This window comes from Polaribacter sp. HA6-7 (genome assembly GCF_055693625.1).
In genome coordinates this window covers 1,815,221-1,835,160 of sequence record NZ_CM146338.1, presented here as the reverse complement: position 1 = coordinate 1,835,160, position 19,940 = coordinate 1,815,221, and the positions used below count along the sequence as shown (strand labels likewise).

Below are 19,940 nucleotides of genomic sequence, written 5' to 3'. Positions count from 1 at the left end.
ACTCTACCATTTAATAAGTTTTCTCGGAGTTACAATATTTCCTTTTGTAAATTCTTTTGCAGTAATAGCTTCTACAGAGCCAGTTGCATCTTTAATTGTTGTAGTACCATAACCAACAACAATAATTTCATCTAGTTGTTCAGAAGATTCTGTAAGTTCTACAGTTAAGTTTACTTCTGTACCAATAGTAATTTCTTTATCGGCATACCCTAAGTATCTAAAAACAAGAATAGCTCCTGTATTTACCTTTTCTAATCTAAAGTTTCCGTTAAAGTCGGTTTCTGTTCCTTTAGTAGTACCTTTTACTACTACACTTACACCCGGTAAAGGATCACCCGATGCTTTTTCTTTTACGATACCTTTTACAGTTTGTTGAGCAAACATTGTAAATGAAGTACTTAAAAGAATACCAAATAACAATAATTTAAAGTTTTTCATGTATAATTTGTTAAATAATAACTATATTTTGAATTTGTTATTAACAATAAATTTACATTCCACTCTGTAAATATAGAAGTTAGATTCGCAAATACAATATTTTAAAAGTTACGAAAACGGTTTCGTGTTGACAACTTTACTTAAAATATCATTAAATTATAAAAAAAGACTATTAAAAATTGCATTTTTGTAAAATATGAAGCAAAAAGTTACCATAAAAACAATAGCTAAAGAATTAGGGGTTTCTACTTCAACAGTTTCTAAAGCGTTAAAAGACAGCCACGAAATTAGTAAAGAAACAAAAGAAAAAATTCAAGCTTATGCAGATCTATACAATTATAAGCCCAATAATTTAGCGCTACAATTAAGAAATCAAAAAACAAAACTGATTGGTGTCATACTCCCTAAAATAGTACATCACTTTTTTTCTACTATTATTAAAGGTATAGAAGAAGGTGCTCATGATAAAGGTTATAGAATAATGGTTTGTTTTTCTGATGAGTCTCATACTAAAGAAGTCGAAAACTTAAAGGTCTTGTCAAATGGTAGTGTAGATGGTTTAATTGTATCAATAGCAAATGAAACCCTTGCAAATAAAGATTTTAAACATTTTCAAGATCTAGTATCAGAAGAAATACCATTAGTTCTTTTAGATAGGGTAGTAGATGAAATCTTATGCGATAAAGTTGTAGTTGATGATTTCGGAGCAGGCTACAAAGCAACAAAACACCTATTAAATACAGGTTGTAAAAAAGTAGCTATTCTTACCACGCCAGAATACGTTAATGTGGGTACTTTAAGAAGAAAAGGATATGAAAAAGCACTTTTAGAAAGAAAAATACCAATTGATAAAGACTTGATTATTGAAATTGACGAGAAACAAAACGTTAAAGAACAAATAAGACCAGTTTTTGATCATAATATTGATGCAATTTTTGCGGTAAATGAAATTTATGCGGCAAAATCTATAAGAATTGCTAAAGAAAAGAGTATTCGTATACCGGAAGAATTGTCTGTAACTGGTTTTACAGACGGTCTAATTTCAGAATATTCTACACCTTCTATTACTACTATTGCTCAACATGGCTTAACAATGGGAAAGCAAGCAGTAGAAGCGCTTATCAATAGAATAGAAAATGAAAGCGAAAAATTTAATCCTAAAACTATTGTAATTTCTAGCGATTTGAAGCTTAGAGAGTCTACGAAACCGTCGTCGTAGATTTGTAAAGTTTTTATTATCAAATTGATAATTTAAGCTTATTTTTGTTGCATTATTACGATTTATCAATAAATTACATTCCACACATGATAATAATTGATAAGTCTAACATGCTTATCGTAATATTAATTTTATAGTATAACGATAATGAACAAAAAGAAATTAAGTTTCTTGCAAATCGGAACATGAGTTTTGGATTTCTTGGAATTCAATTTGGAATGGCCTTAACAGGTGGTTTCATGTCACGAATATTTCAAACACTTGGTGCAGAAATAGAGGATATTCCTATTCTCCGGGTTGCGGCTCCGTTAACAGGTTTAATTGTGCAGCCAATTATTGGTTACATGAGTGATAGAACTTGGAGTCCTAAGTGGGGTCGAAGAAGACCTTACTTTTTAATTGGTGCTATTCTAAGTTCTTTGGCGTTAATTATAATGCCACATTCACCTACTTTATGGGTAGCAGCTGGTTTTCTATGGATTTTAGATGCTTCTATTAACATTTCTATGGAGCCTTTTAGGGCTTTAGTTGCAGACAAATTACCAAGTTCTCAAAGATCTTATGGTTTTGTAATTCAAACACTTATTATTGGTGTTGGTACTTGGGTTGCTAGTAGTTTGCCTTGGATGGTTTCTCAATTTGGGGTAAGCGATTCTGCAGCTTCGGTATTGTGCCAATGTCTGTTAAAGTTGCTTTTACAATTGGTGCAGTAGTATTTTTATTAAGTATTTTATATACTGTTTTTACTACGAAAGAGTATCCGCCAGAAGACATGCAAGCTTTTGAGGAAGAAAAGGCGCAAAAGAATAGATTTGTTGCAGATATTCTAGAAAATATTGGAAACATGCCTACGATTATGAAAAAGTTAGGTGTAGTTCAATTTTTAGCTGGTTTGCTTTTTTCACTATGTGGTCTATGGCAAACCCTGCATTAACAGAACATGTTTTTAAAACACCTGCTCCTGTAGAAAAAGAGTACGTAATGTCTAATCCAGTGCAAAAAGCTGCTTTTGATGTTGAAAATACTGCTTTTCAAAAATCTTCTAACGAAGTAGGTTCTTACATGGGTATTTACGGTTTGTCTTCTATGGCTTTTGCTTTAATTCTTGTATTGTACACAAGAAAAAGAAGAATCAACAGAAAGTACATACATATGGGTTCTCTTATACTAGGAGGGTTAGGTTTTATTCTAATGTATTTTATTCCTTCACCAGAATATTTAGCAATTTCATTTATTCTTATCGGTTTTGCATGGGGTAGTATTTTATCTATGCCTTACGCAATGTTATCTAGTGCTGTAAATCCTACCAAAATGGGAGTATTTATGGGGATTTTTAACATGTTTATAGTAATACCGCAAATAATTGCAGCTTTAGGAGGTATCAACTTTGTATCTAATTTATTAGGAGAAGAAACTATTAATGCTATGATTGTAGCAGGTTTAAGTTTAATTATTGCAGGACTTAGTAATTTTTTAATTACAGAAAAAAATGCAATTACATATCAAGAGAACAATTAAAAAATGAATAAGAAAGGATTTATTTTCGATTTGGATGGTGTTATTGTTGACACTGCCAAATATCACTATTTAGCTTGGAAAAAATTAGCTAATCAATTAGGTTTTGAATTTACTGAAGAACAAAACGAATTATTTAAAGGCGTTAGTAGAAAACGTTGTTTAGAAATTCTTTTAGAAATAGGAAATAGAGAAGCAACTAAAGAAGAGTTTGATACTTGGATGATCGACAAAAATGTAGATTATTTAGAGTATATAAAAAACATGGATGCATCAGAAATATTACCGAGATGTACCTAAGATTTTACAATTTTTAAAAGAAAATAATGTTCCGATTGCTTTAGGTTCTGCAAGTAAAAACGCACAACCAATTTTAGAAAAAGTAGGTTTATTGCATTATTTCGATACAATTGTAGACGGTAACAATGTTACAAAAGCAAAACCAGATCCGAAGTATTTCTTTTGGCAGCAAAACAATTAAATGTTTTGCCGAGAAAACTGTGTTGTTTTTGAAGACGCGGTTGCTGGTGTAGAAGCTGCAAATGGAGCTAATATGGTAAGTATTGGTATTGGAGACGATAAAGTCTTATCAGAAGCCCAATTTAATTTTGTAGACTTCACAGAAATTAATACCGATTTTATTAAAGAGTTATTAGAAAAATAAGAAAGGAGAAGATAGAAATAAGAAAATTTTATTTTTTCTCTATTCTTTTCTCTTAAAAGAAAAAAATGAATCAAGATTATATACAACCAAATGAATGGTCAATTCTAGAAGAAGGATTTGATGCTCAAAAGGTAAAATCTTCAGAAAGTTTGTTTAGTATTGGTAATGGTGCCATGGGACAAAGAGCTAACTTCGAAGAACAATATACAGGTAGTACATTTCAAGGAAGTTATATTGCAGGTGTTTACTATCCGAGATAAAACCGGAGTTGGTTGGTGGAAAAACGGATATCCGAATATTTTGCAAAAGTTTTAAACGCTCCAAATTGGATTGGTATAAACGTACTTGTAAATAACGAAAAATTAGATTTACACACGTGTAAAGAAGTTTCAAAATTTAAGAGAGAACTTAACATGAAAGAAGGTTGGTTGTCTAGAAGTTTTGAAGCTGTTTTACAAAACGATGTAAAAATAAAAGTAGACACAAAACGTTTTTTAAGTTTAGAGTTAGATGAAGTTGGTGCAATAAGTTACAATGTAACACCAATAAATTCTGATGCAAAAATTACTTACACACCTTATTTAGACGCTGGTATTACAAATGAAGATACCAATTGGGATGATCAATTTTGGGATGTTTTAGAAGTATCTCAAAATAATCAGCAATCTTTTATCGAGGCAAGAACCATGAAAACGCATTTTTACACATGCACATTTATGCAGTCTCGTTTGTTTGTAAATGGCAATGAAGTTTCTGCAGATTGTGAAAATGCAAAAACAGATAAAACAGCTTCTTGTAGCTATACAGAAGATATAAAACAGAATGAAACCTACACAATTCACAAATTTGGTGGTTATGTTGTAGACAGAAATCATAAAAAAGAAGCTTTATTAGGTGCTGCTAAAGAAGCATTAGATAAAGCCGTTAGTTTTGGTTTTGATGCATTGTTAGAAATGCAAATTCAGTCTTGGGCACAAATCGGAAAATGTCTGATATTACGATTGAAGGTGATGTAAAGGCACAACAAGGAATCCGTTTTAATATTTTTCAATTAAACCAAACGTATTTAGGTACAGATGCCTCTTTAAATATTGGTCCTAAAGGATTTACTGGAGAAAAATATGGTGGAAGTACGTATTGGGATACCGAAGCATATTGTATTCCTTTTTACATGGCAACTAAAGATCAATCTGTAGCAAGAACTTTACTAGAATACAGATACGAGCATTTAGAAAAAGCCATCGAAAACGCAGCTAAATTAGGTTTTAAAAACGGAGCAGCATTGTATCCAATGGTTACAATGAACGGAGAAGAATGTCATAATGAATGGGAAATTACCTTCGAAGAAATTCATAGAAATGGTGCTATTGCATTTGCTATTTTTAATTATTTCCGTTTTACAGAAGATTACTCTTACATTCCGGAAAAAGGATTGGAAGTTTTAATAGGAATTGCACGTTTTTGGCATCAAAGAGTTAACTTTTCTTCTGATAAAGAGAAGTTTGTAATGTTAGGTGTAACGGGTCCTAATGAATATGAAAATAACATTAACAATAATTTTTATACAAATTACATAGCAAAATGGTGTATTGAGTATGCTTTAGAAAATATTGATATTGTTAAAAATGATCATATTTCAGATTACATCAGAATTAAAGAAAAAGTAAATATTACTGATGAAGAATTGGCTTCTTGGAAAAATGTTGCAGGCAATATGTATTTTCCTTTTTCAGAAAAGCATAATGTTTACTTACAACAAGATGGTTTTTTAGATAAAGAGTTAATTACTGTTGCAGATTTAGATAAAAGCCAAAGACCTATAAACCGAAATGGAGTTGGGATAGAATTTTACGTTCTCCGTACATAAAACAAGCTGATACATTACAAGGTTTTTATATGTTTGAAGATCAGTTTTCTACGGAAGAATTAGAGCGTCATTTCGATTTTTACGAGCCATTTACGGTTCATGAAAGTTCTTTATCACCTTGTGTACACAGTATTCAGGCTGCTAAATTAGGTAGAATGGAGCAAGCTTATGAATTTTACTTAAGAACTTCTAGATTAGATTTAGATGATTATAATCATGAAGTAGAAGAAGGTTTACACATTACTTCTATGGCAGGAACTTGGATGAGTATTGTAGAAGGTTTTGGAGGTATGAGAATTGTAAATAATACACTTTCTTTTACACCAAGAATACCGGATGGCTGGAAATCTTACTCTTTTAAAGTAAATTTTAGAAATCAAGTAATTACAGTTAACGTTTCTCAAAACGGAACAAGTTTTGAGTTGAACGGAAAACAAGAAATAAACATTTTAGTTAACGGAGAAAAAGTAGTTGTGTCTCCTAACAGCTTATTAACAGTTTAAATTAGTTGTTCATGAAACTTATCAGAAACATTTTTTAGTTGCAATTTTAGTTGCTTTACAATCTTGTAATACATCAGAATCCTCTAAAAATGTTTCTGAGGTTTCTATTTCTAATACTTTTTTAGAAAGAGTAGAACCGCCAAATTGGTTTGTAGATTTTAAAAATACATCACTACAATTATTAGTAAAAGAAGAAAGTATTGGCAATGCTACACCAACAATTTCTTACGCAGGCGTTACAATTAAGAAAGTAAACAAAGCAAAAAGTAAAAATTACCTTTTTATTGATTTGGATATTGATAAAAACACAAAACCAGGAAAATTTGACATTGTTTTTAAATTCGAAAACGGTTCAAAAAAACACATACTTACGAGTTGAAATCTCGAGTAAAAGCTGCAGAAGATTTTATAGGTTTTAATAATTCTGATGCTATTTATTTAATTACTCCAGATCGTTTTGGAAATGCAGATGCATCTAACGATATTAATAAAAATTTACATGAAACTACTATTGATAGGTCGCATGGTTACAAGCGTCATGGTGGTGATATACAAGGAATAACAAATCATTTAGATTATATAGAAAACCTTGGTTTTACTTCGGTTTGGCCAACACCGGTGTTAGAAAACAACATGTACAATGGTTCTTACCACGGATATGCAATTACAGATTATTATAAAGTAGATCCTCGTTTTGGTAATTTATCTGACTATAAAAAATTAGCAGATGAATTAAGAAAAAGAGGCATGAAATTGATAATGGATCAAGTTGCAAATCATTGCGGTTTAGAACATTGGTGGATGAAAGATTTACCTTTTGAAGATTGGGTAAATAATCAAAAGAATTATGAAGAAAACATAGAAAACTGGAACAATAAAACCAACATAAATTCTAATCATAGAAGAACCACTAATCAAGATTCTTATGCTTCAGAAAGTGATAGAAAAGGAAACAACGAAGGTTGGTTTGTATCGACAATGCCGGATTTAAATCAGAGGAATCCGTATTTGGCAAAATATATTATTCAGAATAGCATTTGGTGGATTGAAACGTTAGGTTTAGGCGGAATTAGACAAGACACATATCCTTATCCGGACAAAGATTTTATGTCTGATTGGGCTGGTGCAATTATGCATGAATATCCTAATTTTTCTATTGTAGGAGAAGAATGGAGTTACAATCCTTTATTGGTAGGTTATTGGCAAAAAGGCACAAAAAACAAAGACGGTTATGAGTCTAATTTAAAATCTACCATGGATTTTCCAATGCAAAAAGCCATTATTGAAGGTATTAATGAAGAAGAATCTTGGGACAAAGGTTTAGTAAAATTATACGAAGGTTTGGCAAATGATTTTTATTATGCTTCACCAAAAGATATTATGGTTTTTTTAGATAATCATGATAAAAGTAGGTTGTTTACCGAAGTGCAGGAAGATGCTGTAAAAGCAAAAATAGCATTAAGTTATATGTTGATGTTACCTAGAATTCCTCAAATATATTATGGTACAGAAATTCTAATGAATGATACTGCAAAGCCTGGAGACCATGGTTTGATAAGAACCGATTTTCCTGGAGGTTTTAAAGACGATGCAATAAATGCTTTTACAAAAGAAGGTTTATCAGAAGAACAAAAATCGATGCAAGATTTTGTAGCTACAATTTTAAATTATCGTAAAAATAGTGGTGCAATTAAACAAGGTAAAACTTTACATTTTGCACCATATAAAGGAACTTATTTCTTATTCCGAATTTATAATGATGAGGTAGTTGTTCATATCATTAATAAAAATGAAAAACCTATCTCTCTAGATTTAAACCGTTTTAAAGAAGTTGGTTTAGTAGGTAAAAAGTTTAAAAACCTAATTACCGGAGAAAATTTTATCTCGGAATGATGTTATAGAACTATCAGAAAAAGGAAGTACGATTTTAACTACAAAATTATAATTCAACTTTTAGTATTGTTACTTTTATAAATTTCGATTTAACCATCAAATTGTATCGATAACAATTCAAAAAAATATAAATATGAAAAATTTATCATTATTATTCTCTCTTATCATGCTATTTTCTTGCAAACAAACAAAACAAGAAATAGTTAAAGAGGAAGTTAAAAAAACTAAGATTAATGCTGAAGTTTTAAAATCTGTGCAATTATCCGCAGGAAAAATAATCCGTATTGATTCTTTTCCTACAAAACACATTACACCAAGACCTGTAGATGTTTGGTTGCCAGAAAATTATTCTGATGAAAAAAATATGCAGTTTTATATATGCACGATGGTCAAATGTTATTCGATGAAACATCTACTTGGAATAAGCAGGAATGGAAAATAGATGAAGTTGCTTCAAAATTAATGAAAGAAGGTATTACTAAAGATTTTATAGTAGTTGGTATTCATAACATACCTGAAATAAGATGGCTAGATTTGTTTCAGAAAAAGCTATGAACTTTTTATCTGCAGAAGAGTTAGAAACTTTAAAAAGTTTTTCTAATAGTAGTTTTGGTTTAGAAGATTTAACAGGTGATGCATACTTGCAATTTCTAGTAAAAGATTTAAAACCTTACATAGACGCAACCTACGCTGTGCATACAAATAAAGAAAATACGTTTATAGCTGGTTCTTCTATGGGCGGTTTAATGTCTATGTATGCAATTTCTCAATATCCAGCTATTTTTGAAGGCGCTGCTTGTATCTCTACACATTGGGTTGGCGCTTTACCAAAAGAGAATAATCCGTTACCAAATGCCATTTTTACTTATTTAGAAAAGAATATTCCGAATGCAAAAACACATAAAATATATTTTGATTACGGTAACAAAACTTTAGACCAGTATTATCCACAGTATGCACCTAAAGTAGATGCTGTTTTTTTAGAAAACGGTTATACAGAAGCCAATTATAGAAACTTATTTTTCGAAGGAACAGATCATTCAGAAATTTCTTGGCAAAATAGAATTCATATTCCGTTAACTTTTCTATTGAAGAAATAATAGATACACTCATTATAATTTAGTTGTTTAAAAAATATGAAAACACTTAAGCTATTTATTTTATTACTTTTTTTATCAATTTCTTCATTTTCTCAAAATCCTAGTAGAATTTTTCAAAATGTTGATCAATCTAAAAATAAATTAGAAGTTCATGTAAATGATGGGACTTATTTTATAGAATTTTATTCTGATAAAATTGTGGAAACTTCATTTATTCCGAAAGGAGAAGCTTACACAAAAAAATCGCATGCAGTTATTTTGGAGCCTACAAATGTTACTGTAACATCTTTAATTACTGATGATAAAAGTGTTTTTAATACAACCGGAATTTCTGTACACATCAATCACAAACCTTTTCAAATTGAATATCAATTTAACGGAGAAGTTGTTACATCAGAAAAATTAGGATATTATAAATCTAAACATGTTCCTTTAGAAAATGTAAAAGGAAATATAGTATATGATTTTACAGAGAAAATTGAATTTAATTTATCTAAAGACGAAATTTTATTTGGTGGAGGTTCTAGAGCTTTAGGTATGAATAGAAGAGGTAATCGATTAGCTTTATATAACAGAGCGCAATATGGTTATGAAACAAAAGCATCACTAATGAATTTTACTTTGCCGTTGGTAATTTCATCTAAGAAATACATGATTCATTTTGATAATGCACCAATTGGGTATTTAGATTTAGATAGTAAAAAAGACAATTCTTTAACTTATGAAACTATTTCTGGTCGTAAAACATACCAAGTTGTTGTTGGTGATTCTTGGGAAGATTTAATAGAAAATTATACAAAGTTAACAGGTAAACAACCATTGCCAGCAAGATGGGTTTTAGGAAATTTTTCTAGCAGGTTTGGTTATCATTCACAGCAAGAAACAGAAAAAACGATTGCTAAATTTCAAGAAGAAGAGATTCCTGTAGATGCTGTTATTTTAGATTTGTATTGGTTTGGTAAAACAATTCAAGGTACAATGGGTAATTTAGAAGTTGATAAAGATTCTTTTCCTGATATGAAAGGAATGATTTCTAGATTGAAAAATAAAGGAGTAAAAACTGTATTAATTACAGAGCCTTTTATTTTATCAAATTCTTCTAAATGGAAAGAAGTTGCAGAGAAAGGAGTTTTAGCCACAGATTCTGTGCAAAAGCCAGCTAAATATGATTTTTACTTTGGAAATACTGGTATTGTAAATATTTACAAAAAAGAAGGAAAAGATTGGTTTTGGAATATTTATAAGAACTTATTAAATATTGGCGTAAAAGGACTTTGGGGAGATTTAGGTGAACCGAAGTGTTACCGTATTGGGTAAATTTTGGAACTAAAAAAGCAGATGAAATTCATAATATTTACGGTCATGATTGGGCTAGATTAATTTTTGAAGGTTATCAGAAAGAGTATCCAAACGAAAGACCCTTTATTTTAATGCGTGCTGGCGCTGCTGGTTCGCAGCGTTTTGGTATGATACCTTGGTCCGGTGATGTAAATAGAACTTGGGGCGGATTGCAAAGTCAACCGGAAATTGCATTGCAAATGGGAATGCAAGGTTTTGGATATATGCATTCTGATTTAGGTGGTTTTGCCGGAGCAAATTTAGACGATAATTTATATACACGTTGGTTGCAATATGGTGTTTTTCAGCCAATATTTAGACCGCATGCACAAGAAGAAGTAGCTAGCGAGCCCGTTTTTAGAAGCAAAGAAACAATGCAATTGGCAAAAGAATCTATCGAATTGCGTTACAAATTATTGCCTTATAACTACAATTTGGCTTTTCAAAATAATCAAAAAGGAACACCTTTAATGCGTCCTGTTTTTTTTGAAGAAGATACGCCTGAATTAATTACAAATTCATCTACTTATTTGTGGGGAAAAGATTTTTTAATTACACCAATTTTAAAAGATTCTGTGATTACAAAACAAGTATTTTTTCCTAAAACTGCCAATTGGATAGATTTTTATACAAATGAAAAAGTAGAAGGCGGGCAATTTAAAATGGTTAATGTAAAAGAGAATTCAATACCTACTTATGTAAGAGAAGGCGCATTTATTTTAATGTCTGATGTTGTGCAAAGTACAGACAACTATAATTCGGATAAATTGCAAGTTCATTACTACTTTAATAAAGAAAAGCAAGCAACAAAAAGAACTTTTTATAATGATGATGGCGAAACAGCTAATTCTTTTGAAAAAGGCGCTTATGAAATTTTAGAGTTTGACGCTGCTTTTTCAAAGAAATATTTAGAAATAGAGTTTGATGTTGTTTTAGGTAAAAATTGGAATCCGAAGAAAAAAGAAATCCAATTAATTATACATAATATCAATTTCAATCCAAAAAAATCAAAGTAAACGGAAAAAGAAAAAGAGTTGCTATAGATAGTAATACACTTTCGATTCCTTTGACATGGAGTACTGATAAAGAATTAGAAATAAAAATTTCATTAAAATAAATAAAAATAATGAAGGGAATTAATAGCGCTTTAGTAACTTTAATTTTGATTATAACATTAGGTTGTACATCAGAAAAGAAATCAGAAATAAAAGAAAAATCTGTGTCGAGTAAAAAAAGGTAGTTGTTTATCAGGTGTTTACAAGATTATTTGGTAACACAAATACAACGAATAAGCCTTGGGGAACAATAGAGGAAAATGGTGTAGGTAAGTTTAACGACTTTACAGATAAGGCGTTAAAAGAAATTAAAGATTTAGGAATTACTCATATTTGGTACACAGGTGTGCCGCATCATGATGTTATTCGTGATTACACAGCATTCGGTATTTCTAATGACGACCCAGATGTAGTAAAAGGTAGAGCAGGCTCTCCTTATGCTGTAAAAGATTATTATAATGTAAATCCAGATTTAGCAGAAAATGTAGCAAATCGATTAGAAGAATTTGAAGCTTTAATTGATCGTTCACATAAAAATGGTTTAAAAGTTATTATAGATATTGTACCAAATCATGTGGCTAGAAACTATCAAAGTTTAACAAACCCAAAAGGAACAAAAGATTTTGGTGCAGATGATGATACTTCTGTAGTGTATCATGTCGATAATAATTTTTATTACACACCAAATAAAGCATTTGAAGTTCCAGATTTTTTAAACGGTTATAAACCTTTAGGAGGAGAAAAAATGTTTTGTCTGATCTAAAATTTGAAGAATATCCAGCAAAATGGACAGGAAATGGATCTAAATCTGTAAAACCTAGTTTTTATGATTGGTATGAAACTGTTAAAGTAAATTACGGTATTTCGCCGGAAGGAAAAAAGAGTTTGATGAATTGCCACAAGGTTTTGATAATGAAGATTACAAAAAACATTTTAAGTTTTGGCAAGATAAAAAAGTACCAAATTCTTGGGTAAAATTTAAGGATATTGCTTTGTATTGGACTGCAAAAGGTGTTGATGGTTTTAGATATGATATGGCAGAAATGGTACCTGTAGAATTTTGGAGTTTTATGAATTCTGCAATTAAAATGAAAAATCCAAATGCTTTTTTATTGGCAGAGGTATACAATCCAAAAATGTATAGAGATTACATTAAAAAAGGAAAAATGGATTATTTATATGACAAAGTACAGTTGTATGATACTATAAAACATGTAATGCAAGGTCATGGTTTAACAGATAACATTCCGCCAATTCAAGAAGAATTGAAAGATATAGAACATCATATGTTACATTTCTTAGAAAATCATGACGAACAAAGAATCGCAAGTACAGAATTTGCTGGTAGTGCAGAAAAAGGAAAACCAGCAATGGTAGTTTCTACAACTATTTCTACTGCACCAACTATGGTTTATTTTGGGCAAGAATTTGGGGAAGATGGTTCTGAAAACGCAGGATTTGGAACACCGTCTAGAACTTCTATTTTTGATTATGTTGGTGTACCATCTTTACAAAGGTGGGTAAATAATAAACAATTTGATGGCGGTAAATCTACAAAGCAAGAATTGGCTTTAAGAGATTTTTATAAGCGATTGTTAAATTTCACTATTAAAAGTGATGCTTTAATGGGTAATTATAAAGATATTCATAAATACAACAGAGACAATACAGCTAACTATTCTTCTAAAATATTATCTTTTGTACGTTGGTCTGAAAACGAAAAATTGATAATTGTTTCTAATTTTGATGATCAAAAAGAATTTGAGTTCAATTTAGAAGTTCCGGCAAACATCATAAAAAAATGGAATTTAAAAGACGGAGATTATGTCGTAAAAGACCAATTATACTTAGAAAAATCTTTTGGTTTAAAGGTTAAAGAGGGTAGAGGTACTTTAGACTTACAAATTAATCCATTAGAATCTTACATTTTAAAACTTCAATAATAATTAGCATGAAAAAACTATTATTTTTATTTTTAATAGCAGCAACAATTAGCTGTAGTCAAAAAAAGCGGAAAACAATAAGATTGCTGATAAGCAAACAAAAGAGTTTACTTGGGAAGGAGCAAATATTTATTTTCTTTTAACAGATCGTTTTAATAACGGGAATTTAGAAAATGATATCAATTTTGATAGAACTAAAGAAACCGGAACCTTAAGAGGTTTTAAAGGAGGAGATATCAAAGGAATTACAAATAAAATTAAAGAAGGTTATTTTACAAATTTAGGAATCAATGCTATTTGGATGACTCCTATTGTAGAGCAAATTCACGGAGCTACAGATGAAGGTACAGGAGTTTCTTATGGTTTTCATGGCTATTGGGCAAAAGATTGGACTAAAATAGACCCTAACTACGGAACCAAAGAAGATTTAAATGAATTGGTTGCAGTTGCTCATAAAAACGGAATTAGAATATTATTAGACGCTGTAATTAACCATACAGGTCCGGTTACAGATAAAGATTCAGTTTGGCCATCAGATTGGGTTAGAACAGATCCACAATGTCAGTATAGTAACTACGAAAACACTATTACTTGTACTTTAGTTAAAAATTTACCAGATATTAGAACCGAGAGTAATAAAAATGTAGAGTTGCCACCACAATTGGTAGCAAAATGGAAAGCAGAAGGAAGGTATGAACAAGAATTAAAAGAACTTGACGAATTTTTTGAAAGAACAGGACACCCTAGAGCGCCACGTTTTTATATCATGAAATGGTTAACAGATTATATTACGGAATTTGGAATTGATGGTTATAGAGTTGATACAGTAAAGCATACGGAAGAATTTGTTTGGCAAGAATTTAAAAAAGAATGTGATTTTGCTTTCGAAGAATTTAAAAAAATAATGCAGAAAAAGTGTTAGATAATTCGAATTTCTATTTGGTAGGAGAAGTTTATAACTATGGTATTTCAGCAGAAAAGGCATTTAATTTTGGTGATAAAAAAGTAAACTATTTTGACAAAGCTTTTAATAGTTTGATAAATTTTGAAATTAAATGGAATGCGAAACAAATGGCAGCTAAAGATGTTTTTAGTAAATATGATTCAATTTTAAATAATGGATTAAAAGATTACGGAATTTTAAATTATTTAACCTCTCATGATGATGGGCAACCTTTTGATAAAGAAAGAAAACAGCCTTATAAAACGGCAACAATGTTAATGCTAACTCCCGGAACTTCTCAAGTATACTACGGAGACGAATCTGCAAGAGATTTAACAATAGATGGCGCAGTTGGTGATGCAACTTTACGTTCTTTTATGAATTGGAATGATATTGAGCAAGATGCAGAGACTCAAAAAATTATGACTCATTGGCAAAAATTAGGTCAATTTAGAGCAAATCATATGGCAGTAGGAGCAGGAAGACATCATTTAATTAGTGATGAAAACGGTTTGGTTTTTTCTAGAATTAGAAATGATGATAAAATTATTGCTGGAATTAATTTACCTAAAGGAAAAAAAGTAATAAATGTAAAATCTGTTTTTGAAAATGGAGATACTCTTCATGATTTTTATTCAAAAAAATCTTCGATAGTAAAACAAGGGGTAGTTACATTAGAATCTGAATTTGATATTGTTTTACTTGAAAAAAATAACTAAATTTTTTCTAATAAATTTAAAAAGCCTCATTATTCTTAAAAATAATGAGGCTTTTTTTATGTTATTACAAACTTTTTAATTTTAGGCACATTCTTTACAAATTCCTGTTAAAACGCAATTGGCATTTTGCAATTGGTAATCTTTTGGTACAGTAAAGTTTACTTCATCTGGTAAACACTCTATAGTTTCACAGTTTACACATCTAAAGTGAAAATGATGTACTTCTTTTTTCTGAATCACACTCTTTACACAATGCAAAATACTGTTTACCATCTTCTGCGACTACTTTATGTAGCACGCCGTCATCGCAAAAACGATTTAAAACGCGATAAATAGTTGCTCTGTTGATATCAATATCAATTTTTTTCTCAATAGCATCTTGACTCATCGCTTTACCTGTTTTTGTAATTACTTCTAAAACAGCTTGTTTAGTAGGTGTACTTCTTCTTTTCATATTAATGCGATGTATTTGCAATAATTATTGCGATTCTATTGCAATATTATAAAAAATATAATATGTTTGCAACCTTGTTAACGCGACAACATTGCTTTAACGAGAAGGTTTTGCTAATTTACTTTGTTTAACGGGAATTAAAAAAATGAAAATTAATAACAACTCTATAGATATTGTAGCTCTATTTAGCTCTTTAATTTGTGCTATGCACTGTGCAACAATACCTTTATTACTTTCATTTTCATCTTTAAGTAGTTTACATTTTCTAGGAAATAAATTTATTGAATGGGCATTTATTAGTCTCGGCCTTATTTTTGTCATAATTTCTTTATTACCCAGCTATAAAAAGATTCATAAAAATAGTAAGCCACTTATAATTGCTTTTTTAGGTTTTTTATTAATTGCATTTGGTAGATTAAATCTGTCAGAAATATTTGAAATAGTAAATACCGTTGCTGGTGCTTTTATTGTTTCTTATGCGCATTATTTAAATTGGAAATTATTAAGATTTAAAACAAATTAGAAATGGAAATCTCTGAATAATTTTAGAGGTTTCAGTTAATACAAATAATGAAACTAAGTATTGTTAAAAATAGCATTACCTATCTATTACTAGCGCTTTTTCTTTCTATGAAAATGGCTGGTATACATAGTTTATCGCATTCTGATGAGAGTGACGATGTAATATATTGCGCTATTTGCGACAGTTCTATAGATCATAATTTAACACCTACACTTGTACCAAATTCAATTGATTTTGATGTAAGTACTACTAATTTTACATTACAAAAAGAAGAAATAGTTAACTACAATTTTTCTCTTTCTAAAAACAAAAAACTAAGAAAACTCCTTTCGAGACCACCACCTTCTTTAGTTTAATTTTCTATCAACTTTTAGTATTTACTGTAGACTTTTACAGGTAAATAATAATATCTAATTATCTGCATTTTAGTAGATTAATAACAATTTAGTTTGTCTTTTTAAGACGGAATAATGTACGGGTTTTATCAAAATTCTTGTTAGAGAATATTGTATAAATCTTATAGAATACAATTATGTTTAAATTTTTATTGAGTTTAATACTCTTTTGTAGTATTTGTTTTAATATAACAGCACAAAAGACTTATCAAATTAACGGAACTGTTCTAAATGCAAAAACGTTAAAACCTATAGAAGGTGCTAATGTTATTGGTAAGAAAGGCTATGCTATATCCTCTAAAAAAGGTGAGTTTAAATTAAATAATCTAATAAAAGGTACTTATAGTTTTAAGGTTTCTCATGTTGGTTTTATAGACAAAACAATATCAGAAACTATTAATTCTGAATCCAAAGAGTTAACTATTTATTTGAATGAAGCCACTACAACATTAAACGAAATTAAAGTTTTAGGAAAATCTAAACAAAGAAAGCTTAAAGAAACACCAATTGTATCTCAAGTGGTTTCAAAAGAATTTTTAAAAAGTAATAGAGAAAATAGTTTAATGCAAACTCTTAGTAAAATTCCTGGGGTAAGCACTATTAATATTGGTTCCGGTCAATCTAAACCTGTAATTAGAGGTTTAGGTTTTAATAGAGTTGCGGTTGTGCAAAACGGAATCAAACACGAAGCACAGCAGTGGGGAAACGATCATGGTTTAGAAATAGATCAACACGGTATAGAAAATATTCAAATTATTAAAGGCCCCGCATCTTTATTATATGGTTCGGATGCAATTGCCGGTGTTGTAGATATTCAGCCAAATAAAATTCCGTTACCAAATTCAACAAAAGGAGAAGTAAATATTCTAGCAGAAACCAATAACGATTTGTTAGGAGTATCTGCAGGAATTTCTACTCGAAAACAAAACTGGTTTTATCGTGGTCGATTAACTTACAGAGATTATGCAGATTACAAAGTGCCAGCAGATCAAATTAATTATGAAAATTATATTTTTAATTTACATGATAATAATTTAAGAAACACAGCAGGTAATGAGGCAGATGCTAGTTTTAGTATTGGGTTTGTTGGAGAAAATATTACTACAGAAACTGTATTTAGTAATGTAAATGCTAAAAACGGATTTTTTGCAAATGCACACGGTTTAGAAGTTAGAACATCTAGTATAGATTATGATCGTTCTAATAGAGATGTCGATTTGCCGTTTCACAAAGTAAATCACTTTAAAATTACAAATAACACTACAGTTAATTTAGATAATCATACGTTGCATTTCGACTTCGGATTTCAAAACAATCATAGAGAAGAACATTCAGAACCTGTGCCACATGGGTTTATGCCAACTCCTCCAAATCCTTTAGAAAGAATTTTTAAGAAAAATACATTTACATTTAATGTAAGAGATGCTTTTAAACCTAATTATAAACACGATATGGTTGTAGGTTTAAATGTAGAATATCAAGATAATAATATTGGTGGTTGGGGATTTTTGATTCCAGAATATGATCGATTTACGGCAGGTGCTTTTGCATACGATCAATTTGAGATTAATTCTAATTTACATTTTTTAGGAGGTTTGCGTTATGATTATGGTTTTGTAGATACAAAAGCATATTTTGATTGGTTTCAATCTAGAGTAAATAATAATGATGGTTCTACATCTAATGTGTTTTTACAGAGATCAAAAAATAAAACGGTAAACTTTGGTAATTTAAGTGCTTCTTTTGGTCTTAGTTATATTCATAATAAAACAACTTATAAGGTTAATGTAGGTAGAAGTTTTAGAATGCCTTTGTCTAGTGAGTTGGCTTCGGATGGAGTTAATTATCATATGTATAGATATGAAAGAGGTAATATCAATTTAGATCCAGAGGTTTCTTATCAATTAGATTTAGATATAGAACATTCAAATGATAGATTTAGCATTGGTGTAAGTCCGTTTGTAAATATTTTTGATAATTATATCTATTTAAATCCGACACCAAATTACTACGAAACTTTACAAATTTACGAGTACACACAAGCAAAAGTGTTTAGAGTAGGAGGCGAGTTAAGAGCAAGTGCAGCTGTTTCAAAGCAACTATTATTAAATGCATCTTTAGAGTATGTGTATTCTAGACAAACAAGCGGACCAAAAGAAGGATTTACACTTCCTTTTTCTCCGCCTTTATCTACTGTTTTATCTGTTAATTATAAGTTAGAAAATTTATTCTTTTTTAAGAATCCGCAATTTATCGCAGATTTAAGAGTAACCGCAGCACAAGAAGAAATTGTGCCACCGAAGAAAAAACAGCTGGTTATCAGGTTTTAAATATGTCTTTTTTAGCAGATTTAGATGTTTTTAAAAACAACAATCCGGTAGAAATGAGAGTAAAACTAAATAATGTTTTCGATACTAAATATTTTAATCACACTAGCTTTTACAGATTAATAGATGTGCCGAAGCAGGTAGAAACGTATCTGTATCCTTTACAATTCCTTTTTAATATTAATCAACAAACAATAATTAATTTAAACACAATGAAAACCAAAATTATGAAAACAAATTTTAAACTTTTAGCCATTATCGCTTTTGTCGGTATTACTTTACAATCTTGTAGTAGTGAAGAAGAAATTGAATTAAGCGCACCAGTAATTTCTAACTTCGAATTCGGGGAAGGAAGTGATCATACAACAGACCAAGTTGCATATAAAGGTTCTGATATTCATTTAGAAGCAGATATAACTGCAGAAGCAGTAGTAAGTAGTATTACTTTACATATCCACGGACATGATTTATCAGTTGGAGATAACGAAGTAGAATGGGAGTTTGAGCAAGTTTATACAGATGCTAAATACTTAGTTATTAATCCAACTTTTCATGAGCATGTAGATGTACCTGCAAATATTCCTGCAGGAGAATATCATGTAGAATTAATAGTTACTGATGAATTAGGAAATACTACAGAAGTTGAAGGACATGTAGATGTTTTAGACCCAATTACTTTAAGTGATATGTCTGTGGATGCAACAGCTCAAAGAGGTAAAGATTTACACGCAGAATTTATGATTGATGCTGTAAACGGAATCCACAGTATTTCTGTAGATATTCATGCACATGATCTTGCAGTAGGAGACGGAGAAGTAGAATGGGATTTTGAAAAAGAATATACAGAGGGTTACCATGATAAAAATTCAGTAGAATTTCATGAGCACATTGATATACCAGCAACTGCACCAGCAGGAGAGTATCATATTATGTTTACTGTAGAAGATGAAGACGGTAACATTAAAGAATATGAAACTCATATTGATGTAACTGCATAATTAAATCTAATTAACCGCATACTAATTTAGTGTGCGGTTTAAACCT

General features: G+C 30.2%; 17 protein-coding genes and 4 pseudogenes. 19 read left to right on the top strand and 2 right to left on the bottom strand.

Annotated elements, in window-relative coordinates; translation table 11 throughout:
- Window positions 1-3: 3 nt before the first annotated feature.
- On the bottom strand, window positions 4-438 hold the full coding sequence (locus ACZ1HD_RS10220; RefSeq protein ID WP_472687376.1) for a carboxypeptidase-like regulatory domain-containing protein: 435 nt from the start codon (window positions 436-438) through the stop codon (window positions 4-6).
- Window positions 439-634: 196 nt separating this feature from the next.
- Between ACZ1HD_RS10220 and ACZ1HD_RS10215 the strand changes: the two genes are divergently transcribed.
- The 15 genes and pseudogenes from ACZ1HD_RS10215 (at window position 635) to ACZ1HD_RS10145 (ending at window position 15,197) form a co-directional block, all read left to right on the top strand.
- Window positions 635-1,657, top strand: a complete 1,023-nt coding sequence (locus ACZ1HD_RS10215; protein ID WP_077809609.1) for a LacI family DNA-binding transcriptional regulator — start codon at window positions 635-637, stop codon at window positions 1,655-1,657.
- A 147-nt stretch (window positions 1,658-1,804) separates the two neighbouring features.
- Window positions 1,805-3,175, top strand: a pseudogene (locus ACZ1HD_RS10210) (MFS transporter).
- Between the two features lie 3 nt (window positions 3,176-3,178).
- Window positions 3,179-3,836 (top strand): annotated as a pseudogene (pgmB, locus tag ACZ1HD_RS10205) (beta-phosphoglucomutase).
- A 65-nt stretch (window positions 3,837-3,901) separates the two neighbouring features.
- Window positions 3,902-4,852: pseudogene (locus ACZ1HD_RS10200) on the top strand (hypothetical protein).
- Window positions 4,822-5,703, top strand: coding sequence for a hypothetical protein (locus ACZ1HD_RS10195; protein WP_472687375.1), 882 nt, complete (start codon window positions 4,822-4,824; stop codon window positions 5,701-5,703). The pseudogene ACZ1HD_RS10200 and the gene ACZ1HD_RS10195 overlap by 31 nt, the downstream one beginning before the upstream one ends.
- Window positions 5,682-6,206 carry a glycosyl hydrolase family 65 domain-containing protein gene (locus ACZ1HD_RS10190; RefSeq protein ID WP_472689328.1) on the top strand — a complete coding sequence of 175 codons (525 nt, stop codon included), beginning with the start codon at window positions 5,682-5,684 and terminating at the stop codon, window positions 6,204-6,206. Before ACZ1HD_RS10195 ends, ACZ1HD_RS10190 begins: the two co-directional genes overlap by 22 nt.
- Window positions 6,207-6,249: 43 nt before the next feature.
- Window positions 6,250-6,585, top strand: coding sequence for a cyclomaltodextrinase N-terminal domain-containing protein (locus ACZ1HD_RS10185; protein ID WP_472689327.1), 336 nt, complete (start codon window positions 6,250-6,252; stop codon window positions 6,583-6,585).
- Window positions 6,582-8,099, top strand: coding sequence for an alpha-amylase family glycosyl hydrolase (locus ACZ1HD_RS10180; protein WP_472687374.1), 1,518 nt, complete (start codon window positions 6,582-6,584; stop codon window positions 8,097-8,099). The genes ACZ1HD_RS10185 and ACZ1HD_RS10180 overlap by 4 nt, the downstream gene beginning before the upstream one ends.
- A gap of 378 nt (window positions 8,100-8,477) precedes the next feature.
- The gene (locus tag ACZ1HD_RS10175) at window positions 8,478-8,654 is read left to right on the top strand and encodes a hypothetical protein (protein WP_472687373.1); all 177 of its coding nucleotides are present in this window, start codon (window positions 8,478-8,480) and stop codon (window positions 8,652-8,654) included.
- Entirely contained in the window at window positions 8,651-9,199 is a 549-nt protein-coding gene (locus tag ACZ1HD_RS10170; RefSeq protein ID WP_472687372.1) for an alpha/beta hydrolase, read from the top strand. Before ACZ1HD_RS10175 ends, ACZ1HD_RS10170 begins: the two co-directional genes overlap by 4 nt.
- A gap of 36 nt (window positions 9,200-9,235) precedes the next feature.
- Window positions 9,236-10,516 carry a TIM-barrel domain-containing protein gene (locus ACZ1HD_RS10165; RefSeq protein WP_472687371.1) on the top strand — a complete coding sequence of 427 codons (1,281 nt, stop codon included), beginning with the start codon at window positions 9,236-9,238 and terminating at the stop codon, window positions 10,514-10,516.
- Entirely contained in the window at window positions 10,498-11,553 is a 1,056-nt protein-coding gene (locus ACZ1HD_RS10160) for a glycoside hydrolase family 31 protein (RefSeq protein ID WP_472687370.1), read from the top strand. The genes ACZ1HD_RS10165 and ACZ1HD_RS10160 overlap by 19 nt, the downstream gene beginning before the upstream one ends.
- Before the next feature lie 110 nt (window positions 11,554-11,663).
- Window positions 11,664-13,535 (top strand): annotated as a pseudogene (locus tag ACZ1HD_RS10155) (alpha-amylase family glycosyl hydrolase).
- An 82-nt stretch (window positions 13,536-13,617) separates the two neighbouring features.
- Window positions 13,618-14,457, top strand: coding sequence for an alpha-amylase family glycosyl hydrolase (locus ACZ1HD_RS10150; RefSeq protein WP_472689326.1), 840 nt, complete (start codon window positions 13,618-13,620; stop codon window positions 14,455-14,457).
- Window positions 14,451-15,197: a hypothetical protein gene (locus ACZ1HD_RS10145; RefSeq protein WP_472687369.1), complete on the top strand. Its 747-nt coding sequence runs from the start codon at window positions 14,451-14,453 to the stop codon at window positions 15,195-15,197. The genes ACZ1HD_RS10150 and ACZ1HD_RS10145 overlap by 7 nt, the downstream gene beginning before the upstream one ends.
- A gap of 202 nt (window positions 15,198-15,399) precedes the next feature.
- On the opposite strand, the gene ACZ1HD_RS10140 is transcribed toward ACZ1HD_RS10145, so the two are convergent.
- Complete coding sequence (locus ACZ1HD_RS10140; RefSeq protein WP_472687368.1) at window positions 15,400-15,651, bottom strand: Fur family transcriptional regulator; 252 nt, start codon at window positions 15,649-15,651, stop codon at window positions 15,400-15,402.
- Between the two features lie 145 nt (window positions 15,652-15,796).
- On the opposite strand from ACZ1HD_RS10140, the gene ACZ1HD_RS10135 reads away from it, so the two are divergent.
- The 4 genes from ACZ1HD_RS10135 to ACZ1HD_RS10120 all read left to right on the top strand — a co-directional run bounded on the left by ACZ1HD_RS10135 (window position 15,797) and on the right by ACZ1HD_RS10120 (window position 19,894).
- Window positions 15,797-16,174, top strand: coding sequence for a MerC domain-containing protein (locus ACZ1HD_RS10135; protein WP_340933401.1), 378 nt, complete (start codon window positions 15,797-15,799; stop codon window positions 16,172-16,174).
- Between the two features lie 47 nt (window positions 16,175-16,221).
- The gene (locus ACZ1HD_RS10130) at window positions 16,222-16,530 is read left to right on the top strand and encodes a hypothetical protein (protein WP_340933404.1); all 309 of its coding nucleotides are present in this window, start codon (window positions 16,222-16,224) and stop codon (window positions 16,528-16,530) included.
- Window positions 16,531-16,706: 176 nt separating this feature from the next.
- A complete protein-coding gene (locus ACZ1HD_RS10125) occupies window positions 16,707-18,899 on the top strand; it encodes a TonB-dependent receptor (RefSeq protein WP_472687367.1) in 2,193 nt (730 codons plus the stop codon).
- 2 nt (window positions 18,900-18,901) lie between these two features.
- On the top strand, window positions 18,902-19,894 hold the full coding sequence (locus ACZ1HD_RS10120) for a DUF4625 domain-containing protein (RefSeq protein WP_472687366.1): 993 nt from the start codon (window positions 18,902-18,904) through the stop codon (window positions 19,892-19,894).
- Window positions 19,895-19,940 lie beyond the last annotated feature (46 nt).

What these genes read in the sequence shown, in the direction of transcription:
- ACZ1HD_RS10220 (WP_472687376.1), bottom strand. Translation starts at nt 438, where the DNA reads ATGAAAAACTTTAAATTATTGTTATTTGGTATTCTTTTAAGTACTTCA.
- ACZ1HD_RS10215 (WP_077809609.1), top strand. Translation starts at nt 635, where the DNA reads ATGAAGCAAAAAGTTACCATAAAAACAATAGCTAAAGAATTAGGGGTT.
- ACZ1HD_RS10195 (WP_472687375.1), top strand. Translation starts at nt 4,822, where the DNA reads ATGTCTGATATTACGATTGAAGGTGATGTAAAGGCACAACAAGGAATC.
- ACZ1HD_RS10175 (WP_472687373.1), top strand. Translation starts at nt 8,478, where the DNA reads ATGCACGATGGTCAAATGTTATTCGATGAAACATCTACTTGGAATAAG.
- ACZ1HD_RS10170 (WP_472687372.1), top strand. Translation starts at nt 8,651, where the DNA reads ATGAACTTTTTATCTGCAGAAGAGTTAGAAACTTTAAAAAGTTTTTCT.
- ACZ1HD_RS10165 (WP_472687371.1), top strand. Translation starts at nt 9,236, where the DNA reads ATGAAAACACTTAAGCTATTTATTTTATTACTTTTTTTATCAATTTCT.
- ACZ1HD_RS10140 (WP_472687368.1), bottom strand. Translation starts at nt 15,651, where the DNA reads ATGAAAAGAAGAAGTACACCTACTAAACAAGCTGTTTTAGAAGTAATT.
- ACZ1HD_RS10135 (WP_340933401.1), top strand. Translation starts at nt 15,797, where the DNA reads ATGAAAATTAATAACAACTCTATAGATATTGTAGCTCTATTTAGCTCT.
- ACZ1HD_RS10130 (WP_340933404.1), top strand. Translation starts at nt 16,222, where the DNA reads ATGAAACTAAGTATTGTTAAAAATAGCATTACCTATCTATTACTAGCG.
- ACZ1HD_RS10125 (WP_472687367.1), top strand. Translation starts at nt 16,707, where the DNA reads ATGTTTAAATTTTTATTGAGTTTAATACTCTTTTGTAGTATTTGTTTT.
- ACZ1HD_RS10120 (WP_472687366.1), top strand. Translation starts at nt 18,902, where the DNA reads ATGTCTTTTTTAGCAGATTTAGATGTTTTTAAAAACAACAATCCGGTA.